Source organism: Eilatimonas milleporae (genome assembly GCF_003688555.1).
Classification (GTDB): Bacteria; Pseudomonadota; Alphaproteobacteria; order Sphingomonadales; family Kordiimonadaceae; genus Eilatimonas; species Eilatimonas milleporae.
In genome coordinates this window covers 63,697-86,834 of sequence record NZ_REFR01000010.1, presented here as the reverse complement: position 1 = coordinate 86,834, position 23,138 = coordinate 63,697, and the positions used below count along the sequence as shown (strand labels likewise).

Here is a 23,138-nt window from a genome sequence, read left to right as displayed (position 1 = left end):
TTGCCGGTGCCTTACGCGCCGGTGTCTCCGTCCGCGTAAAGACCGCGGTAATGATCCCTGATGCCGCGCCGGTCGATCTTGCCCGAGGCAATGCGCGGCAACGGCGCGTCCACGAGCCAGATATGCTCGGGAATTTTGAAATCGGCCAGATGGCCCTTGAGCCGGGTGCGCAGGTCGTCGGCCGAGACGCCGGTGCTGTCCCGCGTCACCGCCGCGCCGAGCAATTCGCCCATGCGTTCGTCGCTGATGCCGAAGACCATGACGTCGCCGACGCCGTCCAGCGCGTGCAGCGCGCCCTCGACCTCCAGCGTGCTGATGTTTTCACCGCCGCGAATGACAATGTCCTTTTTGCGGTCGGAAATGTGCAGATAGCCGTCGGCGTCGAAAAAGCCGACATCGCCGGTGCGCAGATAGCCGTCCGGGGTAAAGGCGTCGGCGGTCGCCTGATCGTTGTTCCAGTAGCCGCGCATGTTGGTGATGCATTTGGCCAGGACCTCGCCCGGTTCGCCCCGCGGCAGTTCATTGCCGTCATCGTCGACGATTTTCATCTGCATCAGCGGCGGCATGGGGCGGCCGACCGTATCGGGGCGGTCGACATAGCTTTGCCCCCAGTGGGCGGCACCGAGGGAGGTGGTTTCCGTCAACCCGTAGCCGATGCCGGGGGAGATATTTTCAAACGCGTCCATCATCTGCTGGACATGGGCGGCGGGCCGGGCCGCGCCGCCGGCGGACATGTCGGTCAGGCTGGACGTGTCGTATTTGTGGCGCAGGTCGGAGGCGGACAGTTCATAGGTCATGGTCGGCACGCCGGTGACGGCGGTGAGCTTTTCCGCCTCGATCATGCGGAAGGCGCCCTCGACATCCCATTTGTGCATGAGGACCAGTTTGCGTCCGCCCATGGCAGAGGCCATCATCACCGGAATGAGGCCGGTGATGTGGAAGAAGGGAATGGCCATCAGCAACCCCGGCTGCATGTCCGGGTCGTCGGGTACGCGGCCAAGGACGCGGAAGCCGAGACCGACGACAATCCATGCCATCAGCGCCGCGACCAGGGCCCGGTGGGTGGACACCGCCCCCTTGGGGAAGCCGCTGGAGCCGGACGTGTACAGCATCATGGCGTCGTCATCCGGGGCGAGCTCCACCTCGGGCCAGGCACCGCCGGTCTTGCCGGCGATGGCATCGTCGAGGGCGTGGAAGGCATCCCCGTCCGGCAGGGTGTCACGGGCAACGATGACCGTCAGGCCGAGGGGGGCGATGCTGTCCCGCATGCGGGCGGCACGCTCGCCGTCGGCGATGGCGAGACGGGCGCCGCAATCCTTCAGCGCCCAGTCCAGTTCCTCGGGCTGCCACCAGGCGTTCATCAGCACGGCGACACCGCCGGCGGCCATGACCGCCAGATAGGCAATGACCCATTCGGGATAATTGCGCATGGCGACCGCGACCCGGTCGCCGTGTCCCACCCCGAAATCGTCCGCCAGCGCCTGCGCCAGGCGGCTGGCCCGGTCGATGGTTTCGGCAAAGCTGAGCCGGGTGTCGCCATACACCAGAAACGGCAGGTCGCCGTGGGCGGCGATCATGGGATAGAGGGCGCGCACATCGTTCGGCTGATGGGCAAAGCCCGTAAAGGGCACCCCGTTCACGGTGACCTGTTGCGTCGCGAACATGGGCACCTTGTCGACGATGAAGCGCATGGCCTCGTCAATGGGGGTGTGCGGCGGCAGTTGCGGTAAATCCAGCGTGTCGAGCATTGCGGCGGGTCCTCCCTAAATCATCGCCTGAATTGATGCCCCTTCATCACGGACCCGGCCCCGTGGAGCCGCCACGGGGGCGGCACACAGATGTGGCGGGGGTCTGTTCGGCGGCCTGGCGTGTCCCTCAATCTTCACGCCGGCCGGTCCTGATCCGCCCGCCCCGGTTCCCTGTCCGTATCCGTCAGTAGCCGGACTGTCGGGCAAAACGGTCCGAATGGAAATAAAAATCGCCGTAAAGCTGCTGAACCGTGCGCGCGCGCTTGATGTAAAAGCCGATATCGTATTCGTCCGTCATGCCGATGCCGCCATGCATCTGAATGGCCTCATTGGTGGCAAGCTCGGCCACCTTGCACGCCTTGGCCTTGGCCAGCGAGGCGAACCAGGCGAGGCTGCCGCCCTTGTCGGCGGCCTGAAGGCCCTTGAGGATGGCGGAGCGCGCCGTCTCGACCTCGCTGTACAGATGGGCGAGGCGGTGTTGCAGGCCCTGGAAGGTGCCGATGGCGACGCCGAACTGCTTGCGGTCCTTCAGATAGTCCACCGTGGTGTCCAGACAGACCTGGGCGATGCCGAGCAGTTCGGCGGCATAGATGATGCGCGCCCGGTCAAGCGCGGCGTCGACACCGTCAAAGGCGTCGCCTTCCGTGCCGATCAGGCGGTCGGCGGGAAGCTGGACGCCTTCCAGAGTCAGCTTGGCCCAGTTGCGGCTGTCGGCCATGACGGTGCGGTCGACGATAAGGCCGGGCGTGCCCTTGTCCACCAGAAACAGGCTGAGACCCGCCGTATCGCCGGGGGTGCCGTCGGTGCGGGCCAGCACCAGAAAATGGTCGGCCACATGACCGTCGGGGACAAAGGTCTTGGCACCGGTGAGTGTGTAGGTGTCCCCATCTGTGTTACCGCTTGCGTTTTTGGCGGCGCGGGTGGCGGTGGCGGTCAGATCGTGGCGGCTTTTTTCATCGAGCGCGGGGCTGATGACAGTGTCGCCGCCGGCGATTTTCGCCAGCAGATCGGCCTTGACCGCGTCGGAGGCCAGGGTGTCGATGAGGCCGGCGGCGGTCACCGCGCTGGCCATGAAGGGCGAAGCCGCCAGGGTGCGCGCCATGGCTTCGGCCACGATGCCGGCACCCACATGGCCGAAGCCGGTGCCGCCGTGATCCTCGCCGACGAGCAGGCCGGCGAAGCCCATTTCGGCCATGTCGCGCCACAGGCCGGTGTCATAGCCGGTTTCGTCCTTGTCGTCGCGCAGGCGGCGCAATTGGGCCACCGGCGCCTTGTCGGTGAAAAACCCGTCCGCCGAGTCCTTGAGAAGCTGCTGTTCTTCGGTCAGTACCAGCGCCATGAAATCACTCCCCCGTGTATGGTGTCGCGTGTCATATTATCGCGTGCCATATTATCGTGTGTCAGGCGGGCGCGGCCGGTCCCTGCGACCGGGATGCGCGCCCTGAAAACAAAATTCAGAAATGAAAGACCGCCGGCGGTTATGCCGGCAGTCCGAGAATACGTTTGGAGACGATGTTGAGCTGCACCTCGCTGGTGCCGCCCTCGATCGAGTTGGCCTTGGTGCGCAGCCAGTCGCGCGCCACCTTGCCGTCGCCGGAAAACTGGCCTTCCCATTCCAGCCCTTCGGAGCCGTGGGTTTTGACGATCAGCTCATGGCGCGTCTTGTTCAATTCGGTTCCGTAATATTTCAACATGGAGGAAAACGCCCCCAGGCTGGCGCCGGCCTTGGCCTCGTCCGTGGCGCGCTGCATGGTGAACAGGAAGGCGGCCGCGTCAATTTCATGGGCGGCGATGTCGGTGCGCAGCGCCCCGTCATCCAGGTGGCCGTCCGCGTCCACGCCGAGCTTGTCGCGGGCGATGGCCGACAGGGGTTCGGGCGCGCCCATGTCGCCGATCATGGCGCGTTCGTGGGTGAGGAGATATTTGGCGATGGTCCAGCCCTTGCCCGGTTCGCCGACGATGTTTTCCTTCGGCACGGTCACATCGTCGAAAAAGGTTTCGCAGAAGGGGGAATTGCCGGAGATCAGCTTGATCGGCTTGGTGCTGACGCCGGGGCTTTCCATATCGAACAGCAGGAAGCTGATGCCTTCATGCTTGGGCGCGTCGAAGTCGGTGCGCACGAGACAGAAAATCCAGTCGGCCTGATCGGCGTAGGATGTCCATACCTTTTGCCCGTTGACGAGATAATGGTCGCCCTTGTCCTCGGCCTTTGTCATCAGGCTGGCGAGGTCGGACCCGGCATTGGGTTCGGAATAGCCCTGACACCAGCGGATTTCGCCGCGCGCGATGGGCGGCAGATAGTGACGCTTCTGTTCCTCGGTGCCGAATTCCAGCAGCGCCGGGCCCAGCATCCAGATGCCGAAGGAATTGAGCGGCGCGCGGGCGCCGATGCGCTTCATTTCGTCGGCGAGGATTTTGGCCTGTGCCTTATCCAGGCCGCCGCCGCCGTACGCCTTGGGCCAGGCGGGCACGGTCCAGCCACGGGCGGCCATGCGCTGCATCCACACCTTCTGGTCCTCGGACTGGAAGGTGAAATTGCGCCCGCCCCAGCAGATGTCGCTGTCGCTGGTGATCGGCGTGCGCATGCCGGCCGGGCAGTTTTCTTCCAGCCAGGCGCGCGTCTCGGCGCGAAAGGCGTCCAAATCGGTCATGAGCGTCCACTCCCCTCAAAAAATAAACTGATAAAAATCCCTCATCCGGCGAAACACGAAAATCCTGTCCCACCCTGCCCCGAGATCGGCAAGATTGAGAAATGTTTTTGAGACTCGCCAGTCCACATATTATGTTTAAGGCGCTGAGCACGGCGATCAAGCAAAGTTTGCATGGGACCGCAATTATCGCTACCGCTATCACAGGTGGCGCGGCACGGTTCGGTGCAAGATATGGCTGCACCGCACGCGGCAACCGCCCCGCGAGAGAGGGACGCGGCGCGGGATGCAAGAGCGGGCATCGCCCTGATCATGCGGTTTCGACACACGGTTTCACATGAGGGAGAGCGGCATCATGGCCTTACCGGAAGACATGGCACTGAAAGAGCTGAACATCGAGTCCGTCAGGGACCGGGTGTCGGCCGAGGAATGGGAGACCCGCGTCAATCTGGCCGCCGCCTACCGGCTGGCCGCCCATTATGGCTGGGACGACCTGATTTACACCCATATTTCCGCGCGGGTGCCGAACAGCGACCATCATTTCCTGATGAACCCGCTGGGCCTTTTGTTCGAGGAGATCACCGCGTCCAGCCTGGTGAAGGTGGACCTGGAGGGCAATATCCTGATGGACACACCCTTTATCGCCAACAAGGCGGGGTTCGTGATCCACAGCGCCCTGCACGCCGCACGCGAGGACGCCATGTGCGTCATGCACCTGCACACGGATTACGGCATCGCCGTGTCCAATCTGGAGGGCGGACTGAAGCCGACCTGCCAGTCGGCGATTTTCCCGTGGGCGCTGACGGCCTATCACGAATTTGAGGGCCTGGCCGTGCGCGACGACGAAAAGGAACGGCTGGTGGCCGACATGGGCGACAAGCAGGCGCTGATCCTGCGCAATCACGGCACGCTGACGGTGGGCCGTTCCATCGCCAAGGCGTTCGAGGCCATGTATTTCCTGGAGCGCGCCTGCAAAATCCAGATTTTGAGCGAGGCGGCCGGCAAACTGCACATGCCGCCGCGGGAAGCCATCGACAACACGTTGCGCGACCTGCGCGCGGTGGCCGGCGCCAACGGTGCCGACCTGCTGGTGTGGCCGGCCCTGTTGAGAAAACTGGACAGGATGGATCCGGGTTTCCGGGCATGAGCCGGGCGGCCCCCGCCCACCCTTGCCCGGCGGGGCGCACCATGCCCCGCCCCTTTGACGACCCGCGTTTTTCCGTACCGTTTCGCACTGCCGATACCGCGTTTTGATTTGGGCCAACACACAGAGAAAAGAGTATCCATGAGCCGTTTTTCCGATTTCCTCGACGAGCTGACCGTCGAGCGTCTGGACCGTTTGCTGTTTCGCGGCACCCCCAACCAGTGGCCCAACGGCCATGTTTTCGGCGGCCATGTGGTGGCCCAGGCGATGGAGGCCGCCCATCACACGGTGGCGGCGGACTACCGCCTGCACTCGCTGCACAGTTATTTCCTGCGTCCGGGCAAGGCGGACCGGCCGATCCTTTATGACGTGGACCCGATCCGCGACGGGCGCAGTTTCTGCACCCGCCGGGTGGTGGCCATACAGGACGGCGAGGCGATTTTCACCATCGCCCTGTCGTATCATGTGGTCGAAGACGGCCTGTCGCACCAGATCGACATGCCGGACGTGGCGACGCCGGACGCCCTGGACGATGACGAGGCCTATTACGCCAAGACCCTGCGGGCGTTCGGCAAGGAGCCGAAGACGGTGCCCTATATGCCGTTCGAAATGCGGTCGATCGACCGGATGGACCTGATGGACATGCAGCCGAAAGACCCGGTCACCGGCTATTGGCTGAAAGCCAAGGAGGAGGTGACCAGCGACGACCCGGACCTGCACGCCCGGCTGCTGGCCTATGTGTCCGATTTCGCCTTTCTGTCCTCCAACCTGCGCCCCCATGCGATGATCCCGCGCGACAAGCGCCTGCGCACGGTGGCCAGCCTGGACCACAGCCTGTGGTTCCATGCCCGCGATTTCCGCGTCGACGACTGGACCTATTACAAGACCGAGGGCTACTGGTCCGGCGGGGCGCTGGGGCTGGCACGCGGCGCCATGTACCGGCGCGACGGACTGCTGATCGCCTCCGCCGCGCAGGAAAGCCTGCTGCGCCTGCAACCTGAGGCCAAGGCGGCGCTGAAGGACTGAGCGCGGGTCGGTACCGCCTGTCAGACAAGGGGTATGGGCCGGGCATGGGCCAAGTTCCGGTATGAGTACCCTTATGCGGTGCGCCTGTCCGGTGCGCGGCGCGGCGGGGTGTGGGCCATGACCAGGACCCCGATAATCCCGTCACGAGGGATCACGCCGAGGGCCGCAGACCCGATCGACGCCGGGGACCGTCCCTCAAGGATATATCCCGCCGGGGTTTGGCGGCGGACCGATTTGACAATCGGCCCCAGAACGGGGTGGTCGGCGAGCACGATGTCACCCGTGCGGACAGTCCGCTTCGCACGGAAAAGCGCATAACTCCCATGCGGGAGCACCGGGGCCATGGACCGGCCCCGGATACGGATGAGCGTCCAGCCGAACATCATGCGGACAGGACGGGATACACAACCTCGATCGCCGGGGGATAGGGGCAGATGCCGCGGGCATGTTTGACCCCCTTGCTGTCCCAGAATATCTCGGCGAACTGATTGACCAGATCGACAAGGGCGAGACCGTCCTCGCGGTGGACGTCCTGCTTGCAGGCACTGCCCTTCAGCATGATGGAATGCACAAGCCCATGGATCTGGGGGTATTTTTCCACGAGCGGCGGCTTGAAATAGTCGCCCCAGATGATGCGGATCTCATGCTTGACAAGTTCGGCCTGTTTTTCCTTTTCGGCGATGGCGCGGCTGCGCAGATTGGTCAGCGCAATCTCGTCCTCATTGGCGCTGTCGTTGAGGATGTCCATCAGACGAACGACGGAGACCGAGGCGACCAGGGCCGGACCGGTATCATAGATGCCGCAGGGAACATCGCAGTGAGCGCCGGCCTCGCCGACCCATCCGATCCTGTCAAGTCCCCGCAATAAGGTCGTCAGCATTGCCAATGTCTCCCTGAGGTGTGTGTCATTTCAGAAGTCAGCAGAGTTTCAGCGCTTTCCTTGAGCGCCGCGACCAGTCTGGTGCTGATATCGATCAGGGCCTGGGAACTGGTGCGGCGCCCGACCAGTTCCAGCGTCAGTTTGGGCAAATGTCCAAGGCAGGCTTCGCGGTATTCGACCGCGCAGGTTCCGGATTTGAAAACGGCCAGAAAGTCCCGCGCAACGTCTTGCAGGACCTGGGCCGCCACGTCCAGCTGGCCGAGTTCCTCATAATTGCGCGCCATGTTCGCGGCTGAAACAATGATGCGGGGGGCCGCGTCGGTGGCCCGTTCCCCTGTCAGCGCGGCATCGCAGTGACGCTTTCGGGCCTCTTCGAATGCCTCGCCGTAATAGGAGACCGCTTCATGGAAGCGTCCCACGTCGAACAGCTGGTTGGCAAAACGGGTCAGATGATGCCAGTCCCGGTGAAGCACCGTGTCGGCGCGGGCGGCGCCGGTGGCCTGGCTGAAAAAACCGGGCGCGCTGTTCATGGCCGGTCGTGCCTGCGATGATCGGACGGCCCGACGATCCGTTTCACCCGGCGGCGCAACAGAATGACGAGACAGACCGCCGATGCGGCCAGTGCAACGACCGTGACCCAATCATACGAATGGGAATGAGCCGTTCCGTCAATATGGGCCGAGACCGGCGATGCGAACGCCGCCAAAAGGCCGCAGCTCAGAACTGTCTGAAAAACGCGCATGTGATGGCTCCATGTCATATCCGGGATACATCCGGAAAGAGGGGGGGATCGAACTGACCCGCAATGCGCCAAATATAATAGTGACTCGCATTTGCGTTATCAAGAGAAACCGAACACTGTCGGCCCTACCCGCGCGAAAATACCGTGCAAGAGCGGCAATCCATACGCGACCTTCTGGAGGACGCCCGCGCCACCATCGACGCGGCCTAAATTTGTCGCGGTCTCTAAGCCTGAGCGTCAAAGAGCCCTGATTTATCCCAGATTTTAAGAGCTTGCCTTATGCGTCCCGACTGAGATGCAGGATCGGATAGGGCCGGCCCCGGTCGTCGGTATCGGAGCGGGAGACGACGGTAAAGCCGAGCCGTTCGTAAAAGGCGCGGGCGCCGGTGTTCCGTTCGTTGACATCGACGGCGAGCGGGGTGCCGGCCTGTGCCGCGCGGGTGACAAAGGCGCGGCCGAGCCCCTGACCGAACATATCGGGCCAAACATATCGGGGTCGAGAAACAGGGAGTCGATGGTGCGGCCGGTCATGCCCATGAAGCCGACGATGACCCCGGCCCGCTCGGCCACCAGAAAATCGGCATGGGGGGCATAGTCGTCGCGCACCATGGCCGAAATGTCGTCGAAATCCGTGTCGCTGAGAAAATGGTGGGTCGCCCGCACCGCGCGCACCCACACCGCGTGAATGGCCGGTGCGTCCACAGGCGCCGAGGGGCGGAAGGTGACGGCGGTGTCGCATGGACGGGCGGCGGTCATGATGCGTCCTTCGTCAAAACAGGGGGGCACAGGCGAAGCCACACAGGCGGCCATAAAGGTATCAGGGCCGTTGCAAAGCGGGGTGCCCGCAGGGGGCCCTGCGTGTCCTACACGGTTTCCATGTGACAGGGAAGCAAGGATACGGTTTTATCAAGCCCGGTGCCTTGCAATGGGCGGACAGACCGGTTGAACGGCACAACAGCCCGTGACAGGGATAAAATCACCCGGCGCGGGCCGCGACGATCCATGACGGGCATAAAAAGAGGGGCAAAAGGTGGGGGCACACAATTCCGGAAATACAGGCAGAGACAAAACAGCAAACCACAAAAGGGACGGCGGCCGCCTTGCCACGCGCGGCCTGCCACGCCTGGCGGGGCTGATTGTCGCCGCCACCCTGATGGCCGCCAATCCGGTCGCAGAGCGCGTAAAGGCCGCGGACCCGAGCGCACCGGACGCGGACGGGCTGGGCCGGCTGCTGTTAGAGGCGGCGGTGCCGGGCGTGGCCGCCGCCTGGCTGGAGGACTGCCGGCCGACCCGTGTGGAGACGGCGGGCGTGGCCGATACCGGCACCGGGGCGCCGGTGACGGCGCTGACCGCGTTCGAGGCCGCGTCGCTGTCGAAACCGGTGTTCGCGTATCTGAGCATGCAACTGGCCGACCGGGGCGCCCTGGACCTGGACGCGGCGATTGCCGGGCATCTCGACTATCCCCGCATCACCGATACGGCGCGGTATGCGCATCTGACGGCGCGCATGGTGCTGAGCCACCGGTCGGGTCTGCCCAACTGGGCCGGCCGGGGCAGCGATGCCGGGCGGCGCGACCCGCTGCCCTTTTTGTTCCAGCCCGGTACCGGGTTCAGCTATTCGGGCGAAGGATATCAATTGTTGCAGGCGCGGGTGGCCCAGGTGACGGGCCAGCCGCTGGAGACGCTGTTCCGGCAAAGCCTGGGCGATATCATGCCGCGATCCACATATGTGGTGCCGCTGGCCCGCGATGTGCGCCGGTCCTACGGCCATGACGCCAATGGCGGCAAGGCGCAGGGCCGGGCCATGCGGTCGCCGCGCACGGCCAATGCGGCCTTTACCCTGCGGACGGTGGCGGCCGACTATGCGCGGTTCGTCGCCACGGTGTGTGACGGTACGGGCCTGAGCGCGGCGGCCCATGCCGACATGCTGCGCCCGGTGGGGCCGGTCAGGGCCGATGTTTTCGGCGCGGACCCGGCGGCCATCGCGCCGGCCGAGATTTTCTGGACGCCGGGCTGGGGCCTGCAACGGCTGAACGGCCGCGATGTCTATTTTCACTGGGGCGACAACGGGGTTTTCAAGGCCTTTGCCGCCTTTGACCCGGTGGCGCGGACGGGGGCGGTGTATTTCGCCAATGGCAAGGGCGGGCTGAAACTGGCCGAACCCCTGATCGCGCCGGCCGTCGGCACCATACAGCCCGTCCTGACCTGGCTGAACTGACGCCCCGCGTCGTCGCCCTGAAAAGCGGTTTTCCGGTTAAGCGGTTTTGGCAAAACGGTTTTTGGGGCGACGCCACGCGCGGGGCAAACATATGCATGATGCATACATATGTTTGCGGCAGCCTGTGTCATATGGCCCCGCCGCCCATAAGAAACCGACGTGGATCAGCCGTGCATTTCCCGCCTTGTAGCGGTCGCTACAATCGCGTATTGGAATATGTAGCAACCGCTACAAGGAGTGAGAGATGATTTCTTCCCGCCCTGCCCTGACCCCCCGCCAGACGGTGCTGTCGGTGATGGCCGGTGCCGTCCTGTGGTTTCTGGCCGCGCTTCTGCTGAAGGTCATCGGCCCCATGGGGGCCTATGAGGGTATCAATATGGTCATCCTGTATGTGCTGGTGATCCCGGTGACCGTGCCGTTCATTCCGCTGGTCAGGACAGTGGCGGGGCTGGCGCATGATCAGACGGCGCTGGGCATTGCGATGGCGACGGCGGCGGCCGCCCTGCTGGACGGGCTGGCGCTGGCGTGGGCGCCCGGCCTGTACGGGACGGAGACGGCTTATGTGGCCGGCGCCGGCGCCACGATCTTGTGGGGGGCGGGTGTGGCCATCGTGCTGGGCTTCGTGATGAACCGGGCGTCCTGAGACCACGGGGCCGGCGGACCGTCAGCCACCGGTCCCACGGTCCGGTGCCGTTTCAGCCTGTCTCGTCGAAAATTTTGTTCGGAGTGTCACCCGGAATGTCTTTCAGGCCCTTGAGGCGCGCGGCCACCTGCGCCACCCGTTTTCCAAGCCCCCTTGCCTGGGCGCGTTCTTCCGGCTGGACGTCACGGGAGAGATCGCGGACCGCCAGGGTCGACGGGCCGTAGGGTGAACCGCCCAGGGCCCGGGTGGCGTCAAGCATGTGCGGGTTTTCCGAGTAGGGCGTGCCGACGTAAATCATACCCAAATGCAGCATGGGGATGAGCGCGGAGATAAATGTCGTTTCCTGGCCGCCGTGCAATGTACCGCTGGAGACGAACAGGCCGGTCACTTTTCCCTCAAGCGCGCCTTCGAACCAGAGTGTCCCAGTCTTGTCGATGAAATTTTTCATCTCGACACACATGTTGCCGTATCGGGTCGGCGTTCCCCAGATGATACCGTCCGCCCAGCGGAGATCGTCGAGCGTAGCCTGCGGGATCGTCGCCATCTTTTCGCGTGCGCGCTTGTAGAAGGCGTCATGGGCCTCACGGCCCGGAATGTCGTCCCGGTCAAGGGGCACTTCGGGAAACAGCGCCAGCTTCACCGCGGTGCCGGCGACCGCCCCTGCCCCTTCGGCGACGGCCTCTGCCAGTGCAAAGGTGTGGCCGTAGCTGGTGAAAAAAGGAATGAGAATATTGGTGGATCTGGGCATTGTGTCAGGCTCGTTCGATGTGGTGGTGCCAGGGGATGTGACGGCGCCGGAATGGGGTCTATGCCCCCTTGCGTTGCAGTCACGGGGCGGTCATGGGGCGATCATGGGGTGGTCCCTGTACGGTCATGGGGCGGTGATGCGGCGGTGATGCGGCGGATCGGACAGCAGCATGGCCATGGCGGCCGCGATATAAATCCCGGCGCTGATGACATGCAGCGGAACGTTCAAGGTGAGCCAGGTCTCAAGCGTGGCGGACGATAAATCGCTTGCGGACATGACGTCATGCTCGATGTCGTGAAACCCCGTGAGGGTGAACACCAGCACCGACAGCGGCAGGCAAAGGGCCGCAAGCGCGGCGGCGGCAAGACGGCTGTTGCCAAAGTGCGCGCGCTGACGAAAACCGACGACCAGGAGCAGGACGGCGACCGCAAACTGAACCATGAAGCTGCCCAGATAGGGGGTGACGGGATCCCCCTCGACACGGAAGACGCTGTATGTCGTCTTCAGCATGGCGGCGTGCCCATTGGCGATGAGCCAATCGAAATAGCGCGCCAGAACGATGACATGCCCTGTCAGATAGCCTGACAGGATGGCTGTGATGAGGGCGACCATGCGCCAAAGGAAAACCGTCGACATCTTCAAAACCTCGTCGTGATGCCAGCGCCGAGGACACGCCCCCGGTTTATGTTGGCTGTGGGAATGGGATTGGCCGGCGTGCCGAAATTTTGCCCATAGAGAAGCGCGCGCTCGTCCCCGAGGTTTGAGCCGAAGAGATATATATCCGCCGGTCCGAGGGTGATGCCGAGCCGCGCATCAAGGATGGTGTATGCGTCAAGTTCAAAAGAGTTTGCCGGATCGCTGGCACGGTCGCCGACATGCTGGACCGACAGGGTATAGAAAGCGCGTTCCAACGGGCCGCTATTTGACAGGGTCCGTTCGCCGGACAGGGCGGCCGATACCGTCAACTCGGGTGCAAGCGGAACGCGGTTGCCGCTGCGGGCGCCGGACAGGTTGGTATCGGGCACATTTTTAAACTCGGCCTCCTGAAGGCCAAGGCCAAAATCCAGGACAGCCCACTGCGCCAGAAAGGCGCTGGCCTCGATGTCGATACCGTAGGACTCGAAGTCGAGATTTTCGGCGATATTGACGAATGTGGTTGCATCGAACTGGTAGACCTGGCCGTCGGCGACATCGTTGTAGAAAGCGGCAATACTGTAGGTGAAGCGGCCTTTTTGACCGCGCATGCCGAGCTCAAAACTGTCGGACGTGCTGGCCTCGAAGGGGTCGATGGGCTGCCGTACCAGGGCATTTGCGGCAAACTCGCCATAGCCGCCGGATGCGAAGCCGCGGGCATAGCGTGCAAAGACGCTGTGGTCGCCGAAATCGTAGACGGCCCGCACATTGCCGACGAGATACTCGTCGTCGAAATTGCTGTCCTCGGAAAAATCCGGGGTTCCGGCAAGGGGACCGAAAAAGGTCGTCACGCCTTCATAGTCGACTTCATCACGGGCGATGCGGATACCGCCGCCGATCGTCAGCCTTTGCGACACGTCATAGGAAATATCCGCGAAGACACCGTAGGTGACGTTTCCGTTTGTCGAGACCTCGGTAATGTTGAAGGAGGGGATGAGGCTGCGCCGCGAGACTTCGCGGTCAAAGGTGAGATCCAGATAACTCGCCCCGACGAGCCAGTGAAACGGACCTTCGGTTTCCGACTGTACCCGAATTTCCGCCGATATGGTCTCTTCGTCGGTTGTTGTTACGCTGCGGTCATTGTCGGGATCCGTGGTGAAGGCGACCGGTACGGCGAATGCGACCGGGGCCAGAATGGAATCGGTGAGGTCAAAATCGTTCCCGACCGACGTATCTTCAAAGCCCGCCATGGCGATCAGGCGGATGTCGCCAAAGTCGTTTTCAAAGCGGGCGGTGATGCGGTCGGTATCGCGCGAGGCAAGGGACAGACCGCTTTGACCCGAGATGGGAAACCGGGGCTCCGACAGCAGCAGGTCGGCGGTCGGGGTCAGGTCCTCGCGGTCGGCCTGATAGGTGACTTTGAGAGAGGCGTCGTCCGAAAAAAGCGCCTTCGCGCTGAAACGGCCGGCGAAAATCTCGGCCCCGTTGGTGTCCGCGTCGGTCAGGGTGTTTTCAACATCGCCGTCGAACTCGGTATAGCGAACGGCACCCCGCACCAGCAGGCGTTCGCCGAGGGCACCGCCGGCGGCGGCGCCAAGGGCAAGAAAGCCGTGTTCTCCGCCCTGGGCGGTGGCTTCGGCCTGCCAGTCCTTAGTCATTTCCCGCGTCACGATGTTGATGGCACCGCCGATGGTCGAGCGGCCGTAGAGGGTCCCTTGCGGACCCTTGAGGATTTCGACCGTTTCGGCGTCCAGAAGCAGGGCGTCGAAACTGCGAAGCGGGATGACCTGTTCATCAAGGGTGAAGCTGACGGCGGAGTCATAAGGGCCAAAGGTGGCAAGGCCGCCCAGCCCTCGCAGGCTGACGGAATTGTTGCCGGAAAACCCCAAACCGATGGACGCGGCGCCCGGTGTGCGCTCGATCACGGAGCGCAGATCATTGCCGGCGGCGAATTCGATCATGTCGGCGTCGATCACCGTCAGTGTGGCCGGAACCTCATCGATCGGCTGCACCCGTTTTTGTGCGGTGACGATAATCGTCTCGACGACGGGCACCGCCCCGGCGCCGTCCTGGGCAGCGGACCGGGGCGATACGGCGACCGCTGCAAACATAAAGACAGACACTGCTGATATTGACACGCGACGCATGAACACCCCCGACAATCACTTTCATTGACATTGATAGTGACTATCATATGGATGAAGGCTCTGCGGGGCCGTGCGCGCCAAAATCATGGCCGTGCGCGCCAATTTTGCACTGCGAGAGGTCAGGTCATGGTCGCGGGTTGGGAAGCGTGCCCCTTCGGGCAGGTGTTGACCCTCGTCACTTCGATCTGGCCTTCAGATCGCGGGGGCGGACCCCGAGGGTGTTGAAGAGCGCGCGCGAAAAAGTTCCGGTGCTTGAATATCCCGCATCGAAAGCGGCCTCGACGACCGTCAGGGAACCGGATCTGATTTTTGCCGCCGCTTCCATCAGATGGAAGCGCCGCGCATAGGTGACGGGTCCCTCGCCGAAGACGGTGAGAAAGTCGCGCTGCAATTGACGCGGCGAGGTGCCAAGGGCCGCGGCGGCGGACACGATGCCGAGTTTGTCGATGGGAAGGCTGACGATATAGTCGCGGGCCCGGCGCGCGCGCTGGTTCGTCGCGGCGTCAATAATCCGGCTGTCCCCTGATATCAGGCGCCCAAGGGACTGTCCGAGCAGTTGCAGGGCGATCCCTTCCAGGAAAAGCCGGGTCACCGGCGTGTGGATGTCGTCGCCGTCCGAGACAGGCAGCGCCCTCAGAATACCGGGGTCGACCGGCGCATAGCCGATGGCCAGATGCGTCAAAGCCCCTTTGCCCGCCGGTATGAGGTCGGCACGTTCCAGCCAGTCCATATCGGTCAGGATGGAGAAAAGCTCAATGCTGTCATGATCGCCTGCGCGGGTCTCCCAGTCCTCCGGCTGGTCGGTGAAGATTGTGGTGGCAACACCGGTTGACAGGGTTGCCGCGCGATCATGGCTCGCGCCAGCCGTGCGGGACCGCCCTTTCCTGTGGATTTCAAGGGTCAGACCCGGGATTGAGCGACCGTGCATGCGAAACCCCGGGGGCACATCCGCCGACAGGCCGAAAAAGGACAGCCCTTCGCCCAACTGTGCGCCGACGGCTGAGGCAATGGCATTGGCGATCGGCTGCGGGCCGGCCGTATGGTCGGACTGAAAAGTCGGCTGATAGGGGTCAATCAGGGCGTAGGGGTCGGCGGCCACGTTGCTTTCGCCAGCTTGTTGTGAATCATTCGCAACGTTATAACAGTCTGTCCAATCAAAGCAAAGGCTGGCTGACCAAAGCAAAGGCTGGTGGATTAAAGCAATGATTGGCTGATCAAAGCAAAGGCTGGCGCGGGGCCCCAAGGGGTGCAGGTTCATACAGGGATGGGGCCCTGACCCGGCCCCTACTCCACGGCGCGGGCGGCGATGTCGTCCATGCCGACGCTTTTCAGCAGCAGCGTGCCTTCCATCATGACGAACAGGCGGGCGGCGTCGGCGGCGCGGGCCTCCGGGTCGGGGCTGTCCAGTTGCGCCGCGCCCCAGTCAAGGAAGCCCCGGCCAAGACGTTCGCCCAGATCGCGGTAGACGGGATCGCCCCGCCCGGCAAGGGCGGCGATTTCCAGCCACAGGCGCATGAACGGCCACATATCGTCCGTGAACAGAATGCGCGCGAGATCGCGGCACAGCCGGTCAAGCGGCAGCGGCACACGGGCGGTGCGTTCCTCCAGCCGGGTGACAAGCCGCGCGGACACATGGTCCAGCGTCGCGGCGATGACATCGGCCTTGTCGGTGAAATAATAGAGCAACATGCGGTCGCTGGTGTCGGCCGCACGGGCCAGCCGGCGCAGGCTGGCCGCCGAAATCCCCTCGGCCAGCACATAATCGGCAAGCCGGTCCAAAAGGGCCGAACGGCGGTCATCCGGGAGGGTCACGTCGGGTGTCTCTTTCGCGTCCGTGAAAATCCTGTGGCGCGGTGCCCGCATGCGGGCACCGGCCCTGCCCCCTTTCTGGCATGAAAGCCCGGTGCCGAAAAGAGGGCTGGGCCCTATGCCGGACCGGACACCGGGTGGATTGCCCAAATACGTACGACCCCAGCCATGGGCGCCGATCACGGGCGGCGCCATGACGGGGGCCGTTGACGGCCGGACGGCCGGGCCTATGCGTCGACCCAGAAATCCAGCGCGGCCTGGCGGCGCCGGCGGATGGCGCTTTCCGGATCGCGGGACTTGTAGGCGTGCCAGCCATGGGCGCCGTCGGCATCGTCAATCTCCCAGCCGCCGAGGGCGGCGCCGGTCAGGGCGGCGCCGAGGGCCTCGAAGCCCTGGGCGGTGTAAAGGTCGGCTTCGACATTCTTGTTGATCATGAATTTCAACTGCCGCAGGCCCTGCTGGTTTTTCGTCCGCAACAGGTCGACAAGGGCGTCGGTCTCCGCCGCCAGCCGGTCGTGCGGAACCGTGCGGTTGAACAGGCCGAGATCGACCCCGCGCCGGGCGGGATGCAGCGCGCCGAGCAGGTTGATTTCCTTGGTCATGCGCCGGCCGATCAGACGGGCCATGCGGGTGGTGCCGCCCCACCCCGGTGTGATGCCCCAGTCCACTTCGGGCATGCCCCAGCGGCACCGCTCGCTACAGATGACGAAATCGCAGGCCATGGTGATTTCCAGGCCGCCGCCGACACAATAGCCGTCGGCGGCGGCAATGGTGATTTTGTCCAGTTCCTCCAGCGTGTTGGCCATATGCTGATAGGCCCGCACCCGGCGCATGACCTGATTGGCGTTGCCCCAGGCACCGGCGCCCATTTCCGTCAGATCGTCGCCGGCGCAGAAATTGCCGCCGGCCCCGGTGATGACGACAATCTTAAACCGCTCGCTGTCGCGCAGATATTCGAAGGCGCGGGTCAGTTCGGCGGACAGGTGAATGGACAGGGCATTGGTGACGTCGGGCCGGTTGAGGGTGATTTTGGCCACCGTGCCGCGGTCTTCAAAGACAAGGTCGGTAAAGTCCGGCACGGGGGCTTCTTCAACGGAGCGGGTGTGGAAAATGTTGGTCATGGCGGCGTTCTCCAGGGCGCGGCCCGGCCCCAGCCGGGCTTTTCAGGGTGGGCTTTCGGTGGTGCATGTTGTAGGTATTGTTATGCAACTAACATAGTGAATATCATTTTGCAACTTACAAAAGCCCAACACCGCCCCGAGGCGGATTCCGTGGAGCGCACGCTGGATATCATCGGCGACGCCTGGACCTTCCGGATTTTGCGCGAGGCCTTTTTCGGCGCGCGCCGGTTCGATGCCTTCAAACAGCACACGGGCGCGGCGCCCAACATCCTGACCGACCGGCTGAAAAAACTGGTGCGTAACGGTATTTTCGACCGGGTGCAGTACAGCGCCCACGCCAACCGGTTTGAATACCGGCTGACGGAAAAGGGGCGCGATCTCTATCCGATGATCGTCCTGATGATGCGCTGGGGGGACACATGGCTGGATGACGGCAAGGGGCCGCCGCTGACCCTGATCCACACACCCTGCGGACACAGGCTGGACCCGGTGCTGCGCTGTGACGGCTGCGGCGCGGCGATCCGGGCGCAGGACATGACATGGGAGGCCCGCGAGGATTGAGGGGCCCCTGAGGACTGACGGGATGTTAAGGGCTGCGGGACCCTGAAGAGGGACGGGACAAGGGACGCAGGGGCAAGGGACGGCGCCACCGGTTTTGCCGGTGGCCGCCACCTGCCCCATGCCGCCGCAGGATATCAGAGCCTATCAGATGGCTCCGGATACCAGACGGCTTCAGGCGCTCTCCTTTCAGGCGGCCTGCTTTTTAGGCAGCCTGCTTCTTAGGCTGCCTGGGGGGTCCTGTGCCCTTCCGGCAGGGTGGCGCCGGCAATGTTGGCATAGGCCAGGTCGCAGTCGGTCAGGCGGGTGCCGCTGAGATCGGCGCCGCCAAGATCGGCGTGCGACAGATCGGCGCCGACCAGATTGGCGCCGGTGAGCGCCGCCTCCGTCAGGCGGGCGCGCACCAGAACCGCGCCGGACAGGTTGGCGGCCCACACCCGACCCGAGGGTGTGCCCGCATCATCCATCAGCGGCACCGCGGCCAGGCTGACACCGTCCAAACCGGCATCGGCAAGGATGGCCCCGCGCAGCGTCGCCCCGTCCAGGCGCGCGCCGGCCAGCGCGGCGCCGGTGAGCGTGGTGTTGGACAGGTCCGCCATGATCAGGCTGGCGCCGGTCAGGTCGGCGCCGGTCAAATCCGCCCCGCGCAGATTGGCGCCGTCCAGCATGCGGCCCGAGAGGTCCATGCCGCCAAGGCCGGCATTTTGCAGTTCCAGACGCTGGCCGGTGACGCCGTTGCTTTTGATCCACAGGCCGTGGGCCTCGATGAGAAAGCCGAGCCTGTCGAGAAGCGCGGTTTTGCCGTCGCCGCCGTCCAACCGGATTTTGGCGTCGCGCAATTTGGCGCCGTCCAGATTGGCGCCGTCGGTGCGGGCGCCCGTCAGATCGGCACCGGACAGGTTGGCGCCTTTCAGATTGACGCCTTCGAGATTGGTGTCGCGCAGATCGGCGCCGGACAGGTCGGCCTCTTCCAGGTTGGCGCCGGCCATGCTGGCATGGCCGAGGCTGATGCCCTGCAGGCAGGCGCGGCTGAAATTGCAGCCATCCAGGAGGGCGCCGCCGCAGTCGGCGTTTTTCAGCATGGCGCCGGACAGGTTGGCGCCAGTGAGCGCCGCGTCGCGCATGTCGGCCCCGTCCAGATCGGCGCCGGACAGATCGGATGTGACCACGCGCACGGTGTCGCCGTCGCCATTGATCAGCTTGCCCCGGCGCAGGTCGGCGTTGCGCAGAACCGTGGCATGCAGAATGGCGCCGCGAAACCGGGCACCCCGCAGGTCGGCGCGGGTCAGGTCGGTATAGGTTAGGTCCGCCTGGCAGAAGGAGGCGGCGAAACCGTCAACCCCGCGCAGGTCGGCATTGGACAGGTCGCACCCTTCCAGATCGGCACCGACGAATTTGGCCGCGCGCAGTTTGGTATCGCTGAAGTCGAAGCCGCGCAGGTCGCCCATGGCGAAATCGGCCCGCTTGCCGACATAGGTGTCGGCCAGCCATTTTTCATGCTCATGGATCAGCAGAATCAGTTCCCGTGGGCTCATGGGATGTCGCCTTCACTGGTTTAAAGTCCCAGTCTTGGTAAAGACATAGGTTGAAGAATTGGTTTTTATTTCCGTCGACTTTTAGGAAAATGAATACAGGCCGTTTTTTATGAAAAGGCGTACGGACAGGCGCGCACGCCTGTCCTGTCCCTGAAGATCCGGCCCGTCCGCCAGCTTTTGGGCGGCCTGTCCGCGTTGGCCGGGCGCCCGCCGCCCGGCCAACGCGGAGAGGCACGGGCTTTCGGTGCGTCAGATGCCGCTGGTCTCGATCAGGCGGCGGGCGTGGGCGCCGAGGACATTGACGGACTGACCCATGACGGCGAAGCGGGGGTTTTTCGTCTGCCCGTGATAATAGCGGTAATAGATCTGCTGCAGGATCACCGCCAGGCGAAACACGCCGTAGACCAGATAATAATCGAAGCCCTTGAGGTCGAGGCCGGTGCGCTCGCCGTACAGGGCGATAATCTCGGCGCGGGTCGGCATGCCGGGGGCGGCGCAGGGCTGCATGCTGAGGGCGCGCATCTCCGGCGGGTCGGTGGCCTCGATCCAGTAGGCGAGCGTGTTGCCCAGGTCCATCAGCGGATCACCAAGGGCGGAGATTTCCCAGTCCAGCACCGCGTCGATGCGGAAGGGGTTGTCGGGGTTGAGGATGACATTGTCCAGCCGGTAGTCGCCGTGGACGATGGCATGGCCGACCTCGCCCGGCGGCATGTTGTCCTCCAGCCAGGCGCGGACATCGGCGAAGGCCTCGACATCGTCGGTGATGACCCGCTCATAGCGGTTGTTCCAGCCCTTGATCTGGCGTTCCACATAGCCTTCGGGCCGGCCGAAATCGCCGAGGCCGATGGCCTTGTAGTCGACGCGGTGCAGGTCGATCAGCGTGTCGAAAAAGGTCAGGCCCAGCTTGCGCGTGTCCTCCTCGGTGAAATTCAGCTCCGGCGGCAGGGTGCGCCCGAGCTTGTAGCCGGGCACATTTTCCATGACGTAAAATTCCGCACCGAGCGGGCTGTCGGCGTCCGTCATGTGGAAATAGGTGACGGGCACCGCCGGAAACACCGGACGCAGGGCGTTCATGACGCGAAACTCGCGGATCATGCTGTGGCCCGATTTGGGTTTGGTGCCGAAGGGCGGGCGCCGCAGCACCAGCTTTTTTTCCGGATAGTCGATGGCATAGGTCAGGTTGGACTGCCCGCCCGGAAACTGGCGGATGGCCGGCAGGCCGGTCAGGCCGTCGATATGGGCCTTGATCACCGGGTCGATCACGCCGGGCTCCAGTTCCTCGCCCTCGCGCACGTCTATGGTTGCGTTCATGTCAGTCATTGCTCACTCCCTCCCCTTGGCGCATGTTCAGGCGGTGTGGCCGCCGTCCATCACCAGCGTGGTGCCGGTGGTGTAGGCGGCGGCGTCGCTGGCCAGATAGAGGACACCGCCGACCATGTCGGCCGGCTGGCCGGCGCGGCGCAGCGGGAACTGGGCGGTGTATTCGCGCAGCGCCGCCTCATTCTCGGTGAAGACCTGGGTCATGCGGGTTTCCACCAGACCGGGGCAGATGGCGTTGACGCGGATGCCGTCGGGCCCGTATTCGCGGGCGAACGCCTTGGTCATGTTGATCATGGCGGCCTTGGTCATGGAATAGACGCCCTGCAGATGCCCCGGTGTCAGGCCGTTGATGGAGGCCACATTGACGATTGCCCCGCTTTTGGCCGTCTTCATCCGGCTGACGGCGGCGGACGACAGATAGAAGGGCCCCTTGAGATTGACGTCGAAGGTCTTGTCATACGCCGTTTCGGGCGTTTCGCCGATGGGTCCGTAATAGGGGTTGGTGCCGCCGCAATTGACCAGCACGTCGATGCGGCCGAAGGTGTCGTCAATCCAGGCAAAGGCGGCCTCGATATCATCCATGCGGCCGGCGTGGCAGGCCTTGGCGTGGGCCTTGCCGCCGTTCGCGCGGATGGCGGCGGCGACCTTTTCGCAGGCCTCCGCGTCGCGGGAGGAGACGACGACCTCGCCGCCATTGGCGGCAAAGGCGCGGGCCACCGCCTCGCCGATACCGCGCGAGGCGCCGCTGACGAAAATCACCTTGCCCGTAAAGTCCAAAAGATTGCCATAGTCCGCGGCCATGCCGTCCCTCCCTTACATCCCTGCCCTGTCGGCAGATGGAAATGTTGATACCGTCTCAATATCGTCCGTGTCCCCCGCCAGCCCCCTTTCGAGGCGGGCGCGGGGACGGGTCCGGGGGCCGGTCCCCCCATGATAACCCCAGGCAACCCGAGGCAAACCCAGGCAACCCAGGTAAAAAAGTGTCTAGATGGGGCGCCCGGTCTTCTCCATCTGCATCCGGCGCAGCTTGCGCATGCCGCCGACCCAGCGGTCATAGTCGGCCGCCTTCATCTGAAAATAGCCGGCGACCTTATCGTGCGGGCGGATCATGAAGGCGCCGTCGCGCATGGCGGCCAGGGTGCGGCGCGCCACCTCGTCCGCCGGCAAGATGCCGTCCACGGCGGCCGAGCTTTCGCGGGCCTCACCGATCATCGGGGTGTCGACCGCCTGCGGGCACAGAACCCCCACATAGAGACCGTCATCGCCGTGGGTGATGGCCAGGCTTTCGGCAAAGCCCACGGCGGCATGCTTGGTGGTGGAATAGGCACTGTCGCCGATCTGGCTGAGGAGACCGGCGGCCGAGGCGGTCACGAGGAAGCCGGTCCCGGCCCCCTCTTTCGCGCGGGCGATCATGCCCGGCAGCACCGCCCGGCAGGCGAGAATATGGGCGAAGACATTGACGGACCAGATTTTCCGCCACTGGGCGTTGGTCTGGCTGATCACCGTCCAGTCCGGCGCGTCGGAAAACAGGATGCCGGCGTTGGACACATAGAGATCGACGGGGCCGTGTTCGGTCTCGATATCCGTGACCAGGGCGCGCACGGCGTCCTCGTCGGTGACGTCGAGGCGGGCGCCGCTGACGGACGGGCCGGCGGCATCGGCCACGGCGGCGGCACCGTCGCCGTCCAGATCCGCCGCGACCACATGGGCCGCGCCCTCGGCCGCGAACAGTTCGACAAGCGCCTTGCCGATCCCGCTGGCGCCGCCGGTGACGACGACGACCTTGTTCTTTACATCCACCTGATACTCCCCTCTCGCGTGTTAACGGAACTGAATGGCGGCGAGCGCCGCGCGCAGACCGTCGCTGAGCGGCGCCGGGCGCCGCGTCTGACGGTCGACATAGACATGGACGAAAAAGCCCTCGGCCGCCGGCAGGTCCTCGCCGGCGCGGAACAGCCCGATCTCATAGCGCACACTGGACCGGCCCAGATGCGCCACGCCGATGCCGGCGGTCACATCGTCGGGGAAGGCCAGCGGCTGGAAATACCGGCAGCCGGTTTCCACCACCAGACCGATTTCGGCGCCCCCGTGGATGTCCAGCACGCCCCGGTCGATGAGGAAGCGGTTCACCGCCGTGTCGAAGAAACTGTAATAGACCACATTGTTGACATGGCCGTAGATGTCATTGTCATGCCAGCGGGTGGTGATGCCGTGGGCC

At 64.2% G+C, this 23,138-nt stretch carries 24 protein-coding genes; 5 read left to right on the top strand and 19 right to left on the bottom strand.

The window, feature by feature from the left end:
- Positions 1–11: 11 nt before the first annotated feature.
- The 3 genes from BXY39_RS05260 to BXY39_RS05250 all read right to left on the bottom strand — a co-directional run bounded on the left by BXY39_RS05260 (position 12) and on the right by BXY39_RS05250 (position 4,399).
- The gene (locus tag BXY39_RS05260) at positions 12–1,748 is read right to left on the bottom strand and encodes a class I adenylate-forming enzyme family protein (RefSeq protein WP_121937814.1); all 1,737 of its coding nucleotides are present in this window, start codon (positions 1,746–1,748) and stop codon (positions 12–14) included.
- Positions 1,749–1,932: 184 nt separating this feature from the next.
- A complete protein-coding gene (locus BXY39_RS05255; protein ID WP_121937813.1) occupies positions 1,933–3,087 on the bottom strand; it encodes an acyl-CoA dehydrogenase family protein in 1,155 nt (384 codons plus the stop codon).
- Positions 3,088–3,226: 139 nt separating this feature from the next.
- On the bottom strand, positions 3,227–4,399 hold the full coding sequence (locus BXY39_RS05250; protein ID WP_121937812.1) for an acyl-CoA dehydrogenase family protein: 1,173 nt from the start codon (positions 4,397–4,399) through the stop codon (positions 3,227–3,229).
- 352 nt (positions 4,400–4,751) lie between these two features.
- Between BXY39_RS05250 and BXY39_RS05245 the strand changes: the two genes are divergently transcribed.
- The gene (locus BXY39_RS05245) at positions 4,752–5,543 is read left to right on the top strand and encodes a class II aldolase/adducin family protein (RefSeq protein ID WP_245998973.1); all 792 of its coding nucleotides are present in this window, start codon (positions 4,752–4,754) and stop codon (positions 5,541–5,543) included.
- A gap of 138 nt (positions 5,544–5,681) precedes the next feature.
- The gene (locus BXY39_RS05240) at positions 5,682–6,566 is read left to right on the top strand and encodes an acyl-CoA thioesterase (protein WP_121937810.1); all 885 of its coding nucleotides are present in this window, start codon (positions 5,682–5,684) and stop codon (positions 6,564–6,566) included.
- Positions 6,567–6,637: 71 nt separating this feature from the next.
- Here BXY39_RS05240 and BXY39_RS05235 read toward each other — a convergent pair whose 3' ends face one another.
- From BXY39_RS05235 to BXY39_RS19985, 5 genes are all read right to left on the bottom strand, one after another.
- On the bottom strand, positions 6,638–6,949 hold the full coding sequence (locus BXY39_RS05235; RefSeq protein WP_281270005.1) for a S24/S26 family peptidase: 312 nt from the start codon (positions 6,947–6,949) through the stop codon (positions 6,638–6,640).
- Positions 6,949–7,446 (bottom strand): superoxide dismutase, Ni, encoded by a 498-nt coding sequence (gene sodN, locus BXY39_RS05230; RefSeq protein ID WP_121937808.1) that lies wholly within the window; start codon positions 7,444–7,446, stop codon positions 6,949–6,951. The genes BXY39_RS05235 and sodN overlap by 1 nt, the downstream gene beginning before the upstream one ends.
- Complete coding sequence (locus BXY39_RS05225; RefSeq protein WP_121937807.1) at positions 7,440–7,976, bottom strand: hypothetical protein; 537 nt, start codon at positions 7,974–7,976, stop codon at positions 7,440–7,442. The genes sodN and BXY39_RS05225 overlap by 7 nt, the downstream gene beginning before the upstream one ends.
- A complete protein-coding gene (locus tag BXY39_RS05220; RefSeq protein WP_121937806.1) occupies positions 7,973–8,188 on the bottom strand; it encodes a hypothetical protein in 216 nt (71 codons plus the stop codon). Before BXY39_RS05220 ends, BXY39_RS05225 begins: the two co-directional genes overlap by 4 nt.
- Positions 8,189–8,465: 277 nt before the next feature.
- Positions 8,466–8,663 (bottom strand): GNAT family N-acetyltransferase, encoded by a 198-nt coding sequence (locus BXY39_RS19985; protein WP_211332102.1) that lies wholly within the window; start codon positions 8,661–8,663, stop codon positions 8,466–8,468.
- 555 nt (positions 8,664–9,218) lie between these two features.
- Here BXY39_RS19985 and BXY39_RS05210 point away from each other — a divergent pair.
- Positions 9,219–10,406 carry a serine hydrolase domain-containing protein gene (locus BXY39_RS05210; protein ID WP_121937805.1) on the top strand — a complete coding sequence of 396 codons (1,188 nt, stop codon included), beginning with the start codon at positions 9,219–9,221 and terminating at the stop codon, positions 10,404–10,406.
- Positions 10,407–10,650: 244 nt separating this feature from the next.
- Positions 10,651–11,049, top strand: coding sequence for a hypothetical protein (locus tag BXY39_RS05205; RefSeq protein WP_121937804.1), 399 nt, complete (start codon positions 10,651–10,653; stop codon positions 11,047–11,049).
- 52 nt (positions 11,050–11,101) lie between these two features.
- On the opposite strand, the gene wrbA is transcribed toward BXY39_RS05205, so the two are convergent.
- From wrbA to BXY39_RS05175, 6 genes are all read right to left on the bottom strand, one after another.
- Entirely contained in the window at positions 11,102–11,797 is a 696-nt protein-coding gene (gene wrbA, locus BXY39_RS05200; protein ID WP_121937803.1) for an NAD(P)H:quinone oxidoreductase, read from the bottom strand.
- A gap of 123 nt (positions 11,798–11,920) precedes the next feature.
- Positions 11,921–12,433, bottom strand: coding sequence for a hypothetical protein (locus BXY39_RS05195; RefSeq protein ID WP_147453481.1), 513 nt, complete (start codon positions 12,431–12,433; stop codon positions 11,921–11,923).
- Positions 12,434–12,435: 2 nt separating this feature from the next.
- Positions 12,436–14,541 (bottom strand): TonB-dependent receptor, encoded by a 2,106-nt coding sequence (locus BXY39_RS05190; RefSeq protein ID WP_170163645.1) that lies wholly within the window; start codon positions 14,539–14,541, stop codon positions 12,436–12,438.
- A gap of 211 nt (positions 14,542–14,752) precedes the next feature.
- Positions 14,753–15,676, bottom strand: a complete 924-nt coding sequence (locus tag BXY39_RS05185; protein WP_170163644.1) for an AraC family transcriptional regulator — start codon at positions 15,674–15,676, stop codon at positions 14,753–14,755.
- Between the two features lie 185 nt (positions 15,677–15,861).
- Positions 15,862–16,389 (bottom strand): TetR/AcrR family transcriptional regulator, encoded by a 528-nt coding sequence (locus tag BXY39_RS05180; RefSeq protein WP_170163643.1) that lies wholly within the window; start codon positions 16,387–16,389, stop codon positions 15,862–15,864.
- A 224-nt stretch (positions 16,390–16,613) separates the two neighbouring features.
- On the bottom strand, positions 16,614–17,507 hold the full coding sequence (locus tag BXY39_RS05175) for an enoyl-CoA hydratase/isomerase family protein (RefSeq protein ID WP_121937798.1): 894 nt from the start codon (positions 17,505–17,507) through the stop codon (positions 16,614–16,616).
- Positions 17,508–17,615: 108 nt separating this feature from the next.
- On the opposite strand from BXY39_RS05175, the gene BXY39_RS05170 reads away from it, so the two are divergent.
- Entirely contained in the window at positions 17,616–18,068 is a 453-nt protein-coding gene (locus tag BXY39_RS05170) for a winged helix-turn-helix transcriptional regulator (protein ID WP_121938359.1), read from the top strand.
- A 218-nt stretch (positions 18,069–18,286) separates the two neighbouring features.
- On the opposite strand, the gene BXY39_RS05165 is transcribed toward BXY39_RS05170, so the two are convergent.
- From BXY39_RS05165 to BXY39_RS05145, 5 genes are all read right to left on the bottom strand, one after another.
- Positions 18,287–19,600 carry a pentapeptide repeat-containing protein gene (locus tag BXY39_RS05165; RefSeq protein WP_121937797.1) on the bottom strand — a complete coding sequence of 438 codons (1,314 nt, stop codon included), beginning with the start codon at positions 19,598–19,600 and terminating at the stop codon, positions 18,287–18,289.
- Between the two features lie 249 nt (positions 19,601–19,849).
- Positions 19,850–20,920: a phosphotransferase family protein gene (locus tag BXY39_RS05160; RefSeq protein ID WP_121937796.1), complete on the bottom strand. Its 1,071-nt coding sequence runs from the start codon at positions 20,918–20,920 to the stop codon at positions 19,850–19,852.
- Between the two features lie 27 nt (positions 20,921–20,947).
- Positions 20,948–21,721, bottom strand: a complete 774-nt coding sequence (locus BXY39_RS05155) for a glucose 1-dehydrogenase (protein ID WP_121937795.1) — start codon at positions 21,719–21,721, stop codon at positions 20,948–20,950.
- A 183-nt stretch (positions 21,722–21,904) separates the two neighbouring features.
- Positions 21,905–22,720 (bottom strand): SDR family NAD(P)-dependent oxidoreductase, encoded by an 816-nt coding sequence (locus tag BXY39_RS05150; RefSeq protein WP_121937794.1) that lies wholly within the window; start codon positions 22,718–22,720, stop codon positions 21,905–21,907.
- 21 nt (positions 22,721–22,741) lie between these two features.
- Positions 22,742–23,128, bottom strand: coding sequence for an acyl-CoA thioesterase (locus tag BXY39_RS05145; RefSeq protein ID WP_342779427.1), 387 nt, complete (start codon positions 23,126–23,128; stop codon positions 22,742–22,744).
- Positions 23,129–23,138: the final 10 nt, after the last annotated feature.

Excerpts from the sequence above, each read along its gene's own strand:
- BXY39_RS05245 (WP_245998973.1), top strand. The coding sequence starts at position 4,752 with ATGGCCTTACCGGAAGACATGGCACTGAAAGAGCTGAACATCGAGTCC.
- BXY39_RS05225 (WP_121937807.1), bottom strand. The coding sequence starts at position 7,976 with ATGAACAGCGCGCCCGGTTTTTTCAGCCAGGCCACCGGCGCCGCCCGC.
- BXY39_RS05235 (WP_281270005.1), bottom strand. The coding sequence starts at position 6,949 with ATGTTCGGCTGGACGCTCATCCGTATCCGGGGCCGGTCCATGGCCCCG.
- BXY39_RS05160 (WP_121937796.1), bottom strand. The coding sequence starts at position 20,920 with ATGACTGACATGAACGCAACCATAGACGTGCGCGAGGGCGAGGAACTG.
- BXY39_RS19985 (WP_211332102.1), bottom strand. The coding sequence starts at position 8,663 with ATGTTCGGTCAGGGGCTCGGCCGCGCCTTTGTCACCCGCGCGGCACAG.
- BXY39_RS05175 (WP_121937798.1), bottom strand. The coding sequence starts at position 17,507 with ATGACCAACATTTTCCACACCCGCTCCGTTGAAGAAGCCCCCGTGCCG.
- sodN (WP_121937808.1), bottom strand. The coding sequence starts at position 7,446 with ATGCTGACGACCTTATTGCGGGGACTTGACAGGATCGGATGGGTCGGC.
- BXY39_RS05195 (WP_147453481.1), bottom strand. The coding sequence starts at position 12,433 with ATGTCGACGGTTTTCCTTTGGCGCATGGTCGCCCTCATCACAGCCATC.
- BXY39_RS05240 (WP_121937810.1), top strand. The coding sequence starts at position 5,682 with ATGAGCCGTTTTTCCGATTTCCTCGACGAGCTGACCGTCGAGCGTCTG.
- BXY39_RS05165 (WP_121937797.1), bottom strand. The coding sequence starts at position 19,600 with ATGAGCCCACGGGAACTGATTCTGCTGATCCATGAGCATGAAAAATGG.
- BXY39_RS05205 (WP_121937804.1), top strand. The coding sequence starts at position 10,651 with ATGATTTCTTCCCGCCCTGCCCTGACCCCCCGCCAGACGGTGCTGTCG.
- BXY39_RS05250 (WP_121937812.1), bottom strand. The coding sequence starts at position 4,399 with ATGACCGATTTGGACGCCTTTCGCGCCGAGACGCGCGCCTGGCTGGAA.
- BXY39_RS05260 (WP_121937814.1), bottom strand. The coding sequence starts at position 1,748 with ATGCTCGACACGCTGGATTTACCGCAACTGCCGCCGCACACCCCCATT.
- BXY39_RS05190 (WP_170163645.1), bottom strand. The coding sequence starts at position 14,541 with ATGTTTGCAGCGGTCGCCGTATCGCCCCGGTCCGCTGCCCAGGACGGC.
- BXY39_RS05255 (WP_121937813.1), bottom strand. The coding sequence starts at position 3,087 with ATGGCGCTGGTACTGACCGAAGAACAGCAGCTTCTCAAGGACTCGGCG.
- BXY39_RS05155 (WP_121937795.1), bottom strand. The coding sequence starts at position 21,721 with ATGGCCGCGGACTATGGCAATCTTTTGGACTTTACGGGCAAGGTGATT.
- BXY39_RS05220 (WP_121937806.1), bottom strand. The coding sequence starts at position 8,188 with ATGCGCGTTTTTCAGACAGTTCTGAGCTGCGGCCTTTTGGCGGCGTTC.
- wrbA (WP_121937803.1), bottom strand. The coding sequence starts at position 11,797 with ATGCCCAGATCCACCAATATTCTCATTCCTTTTTTCACCAGCTACGGC.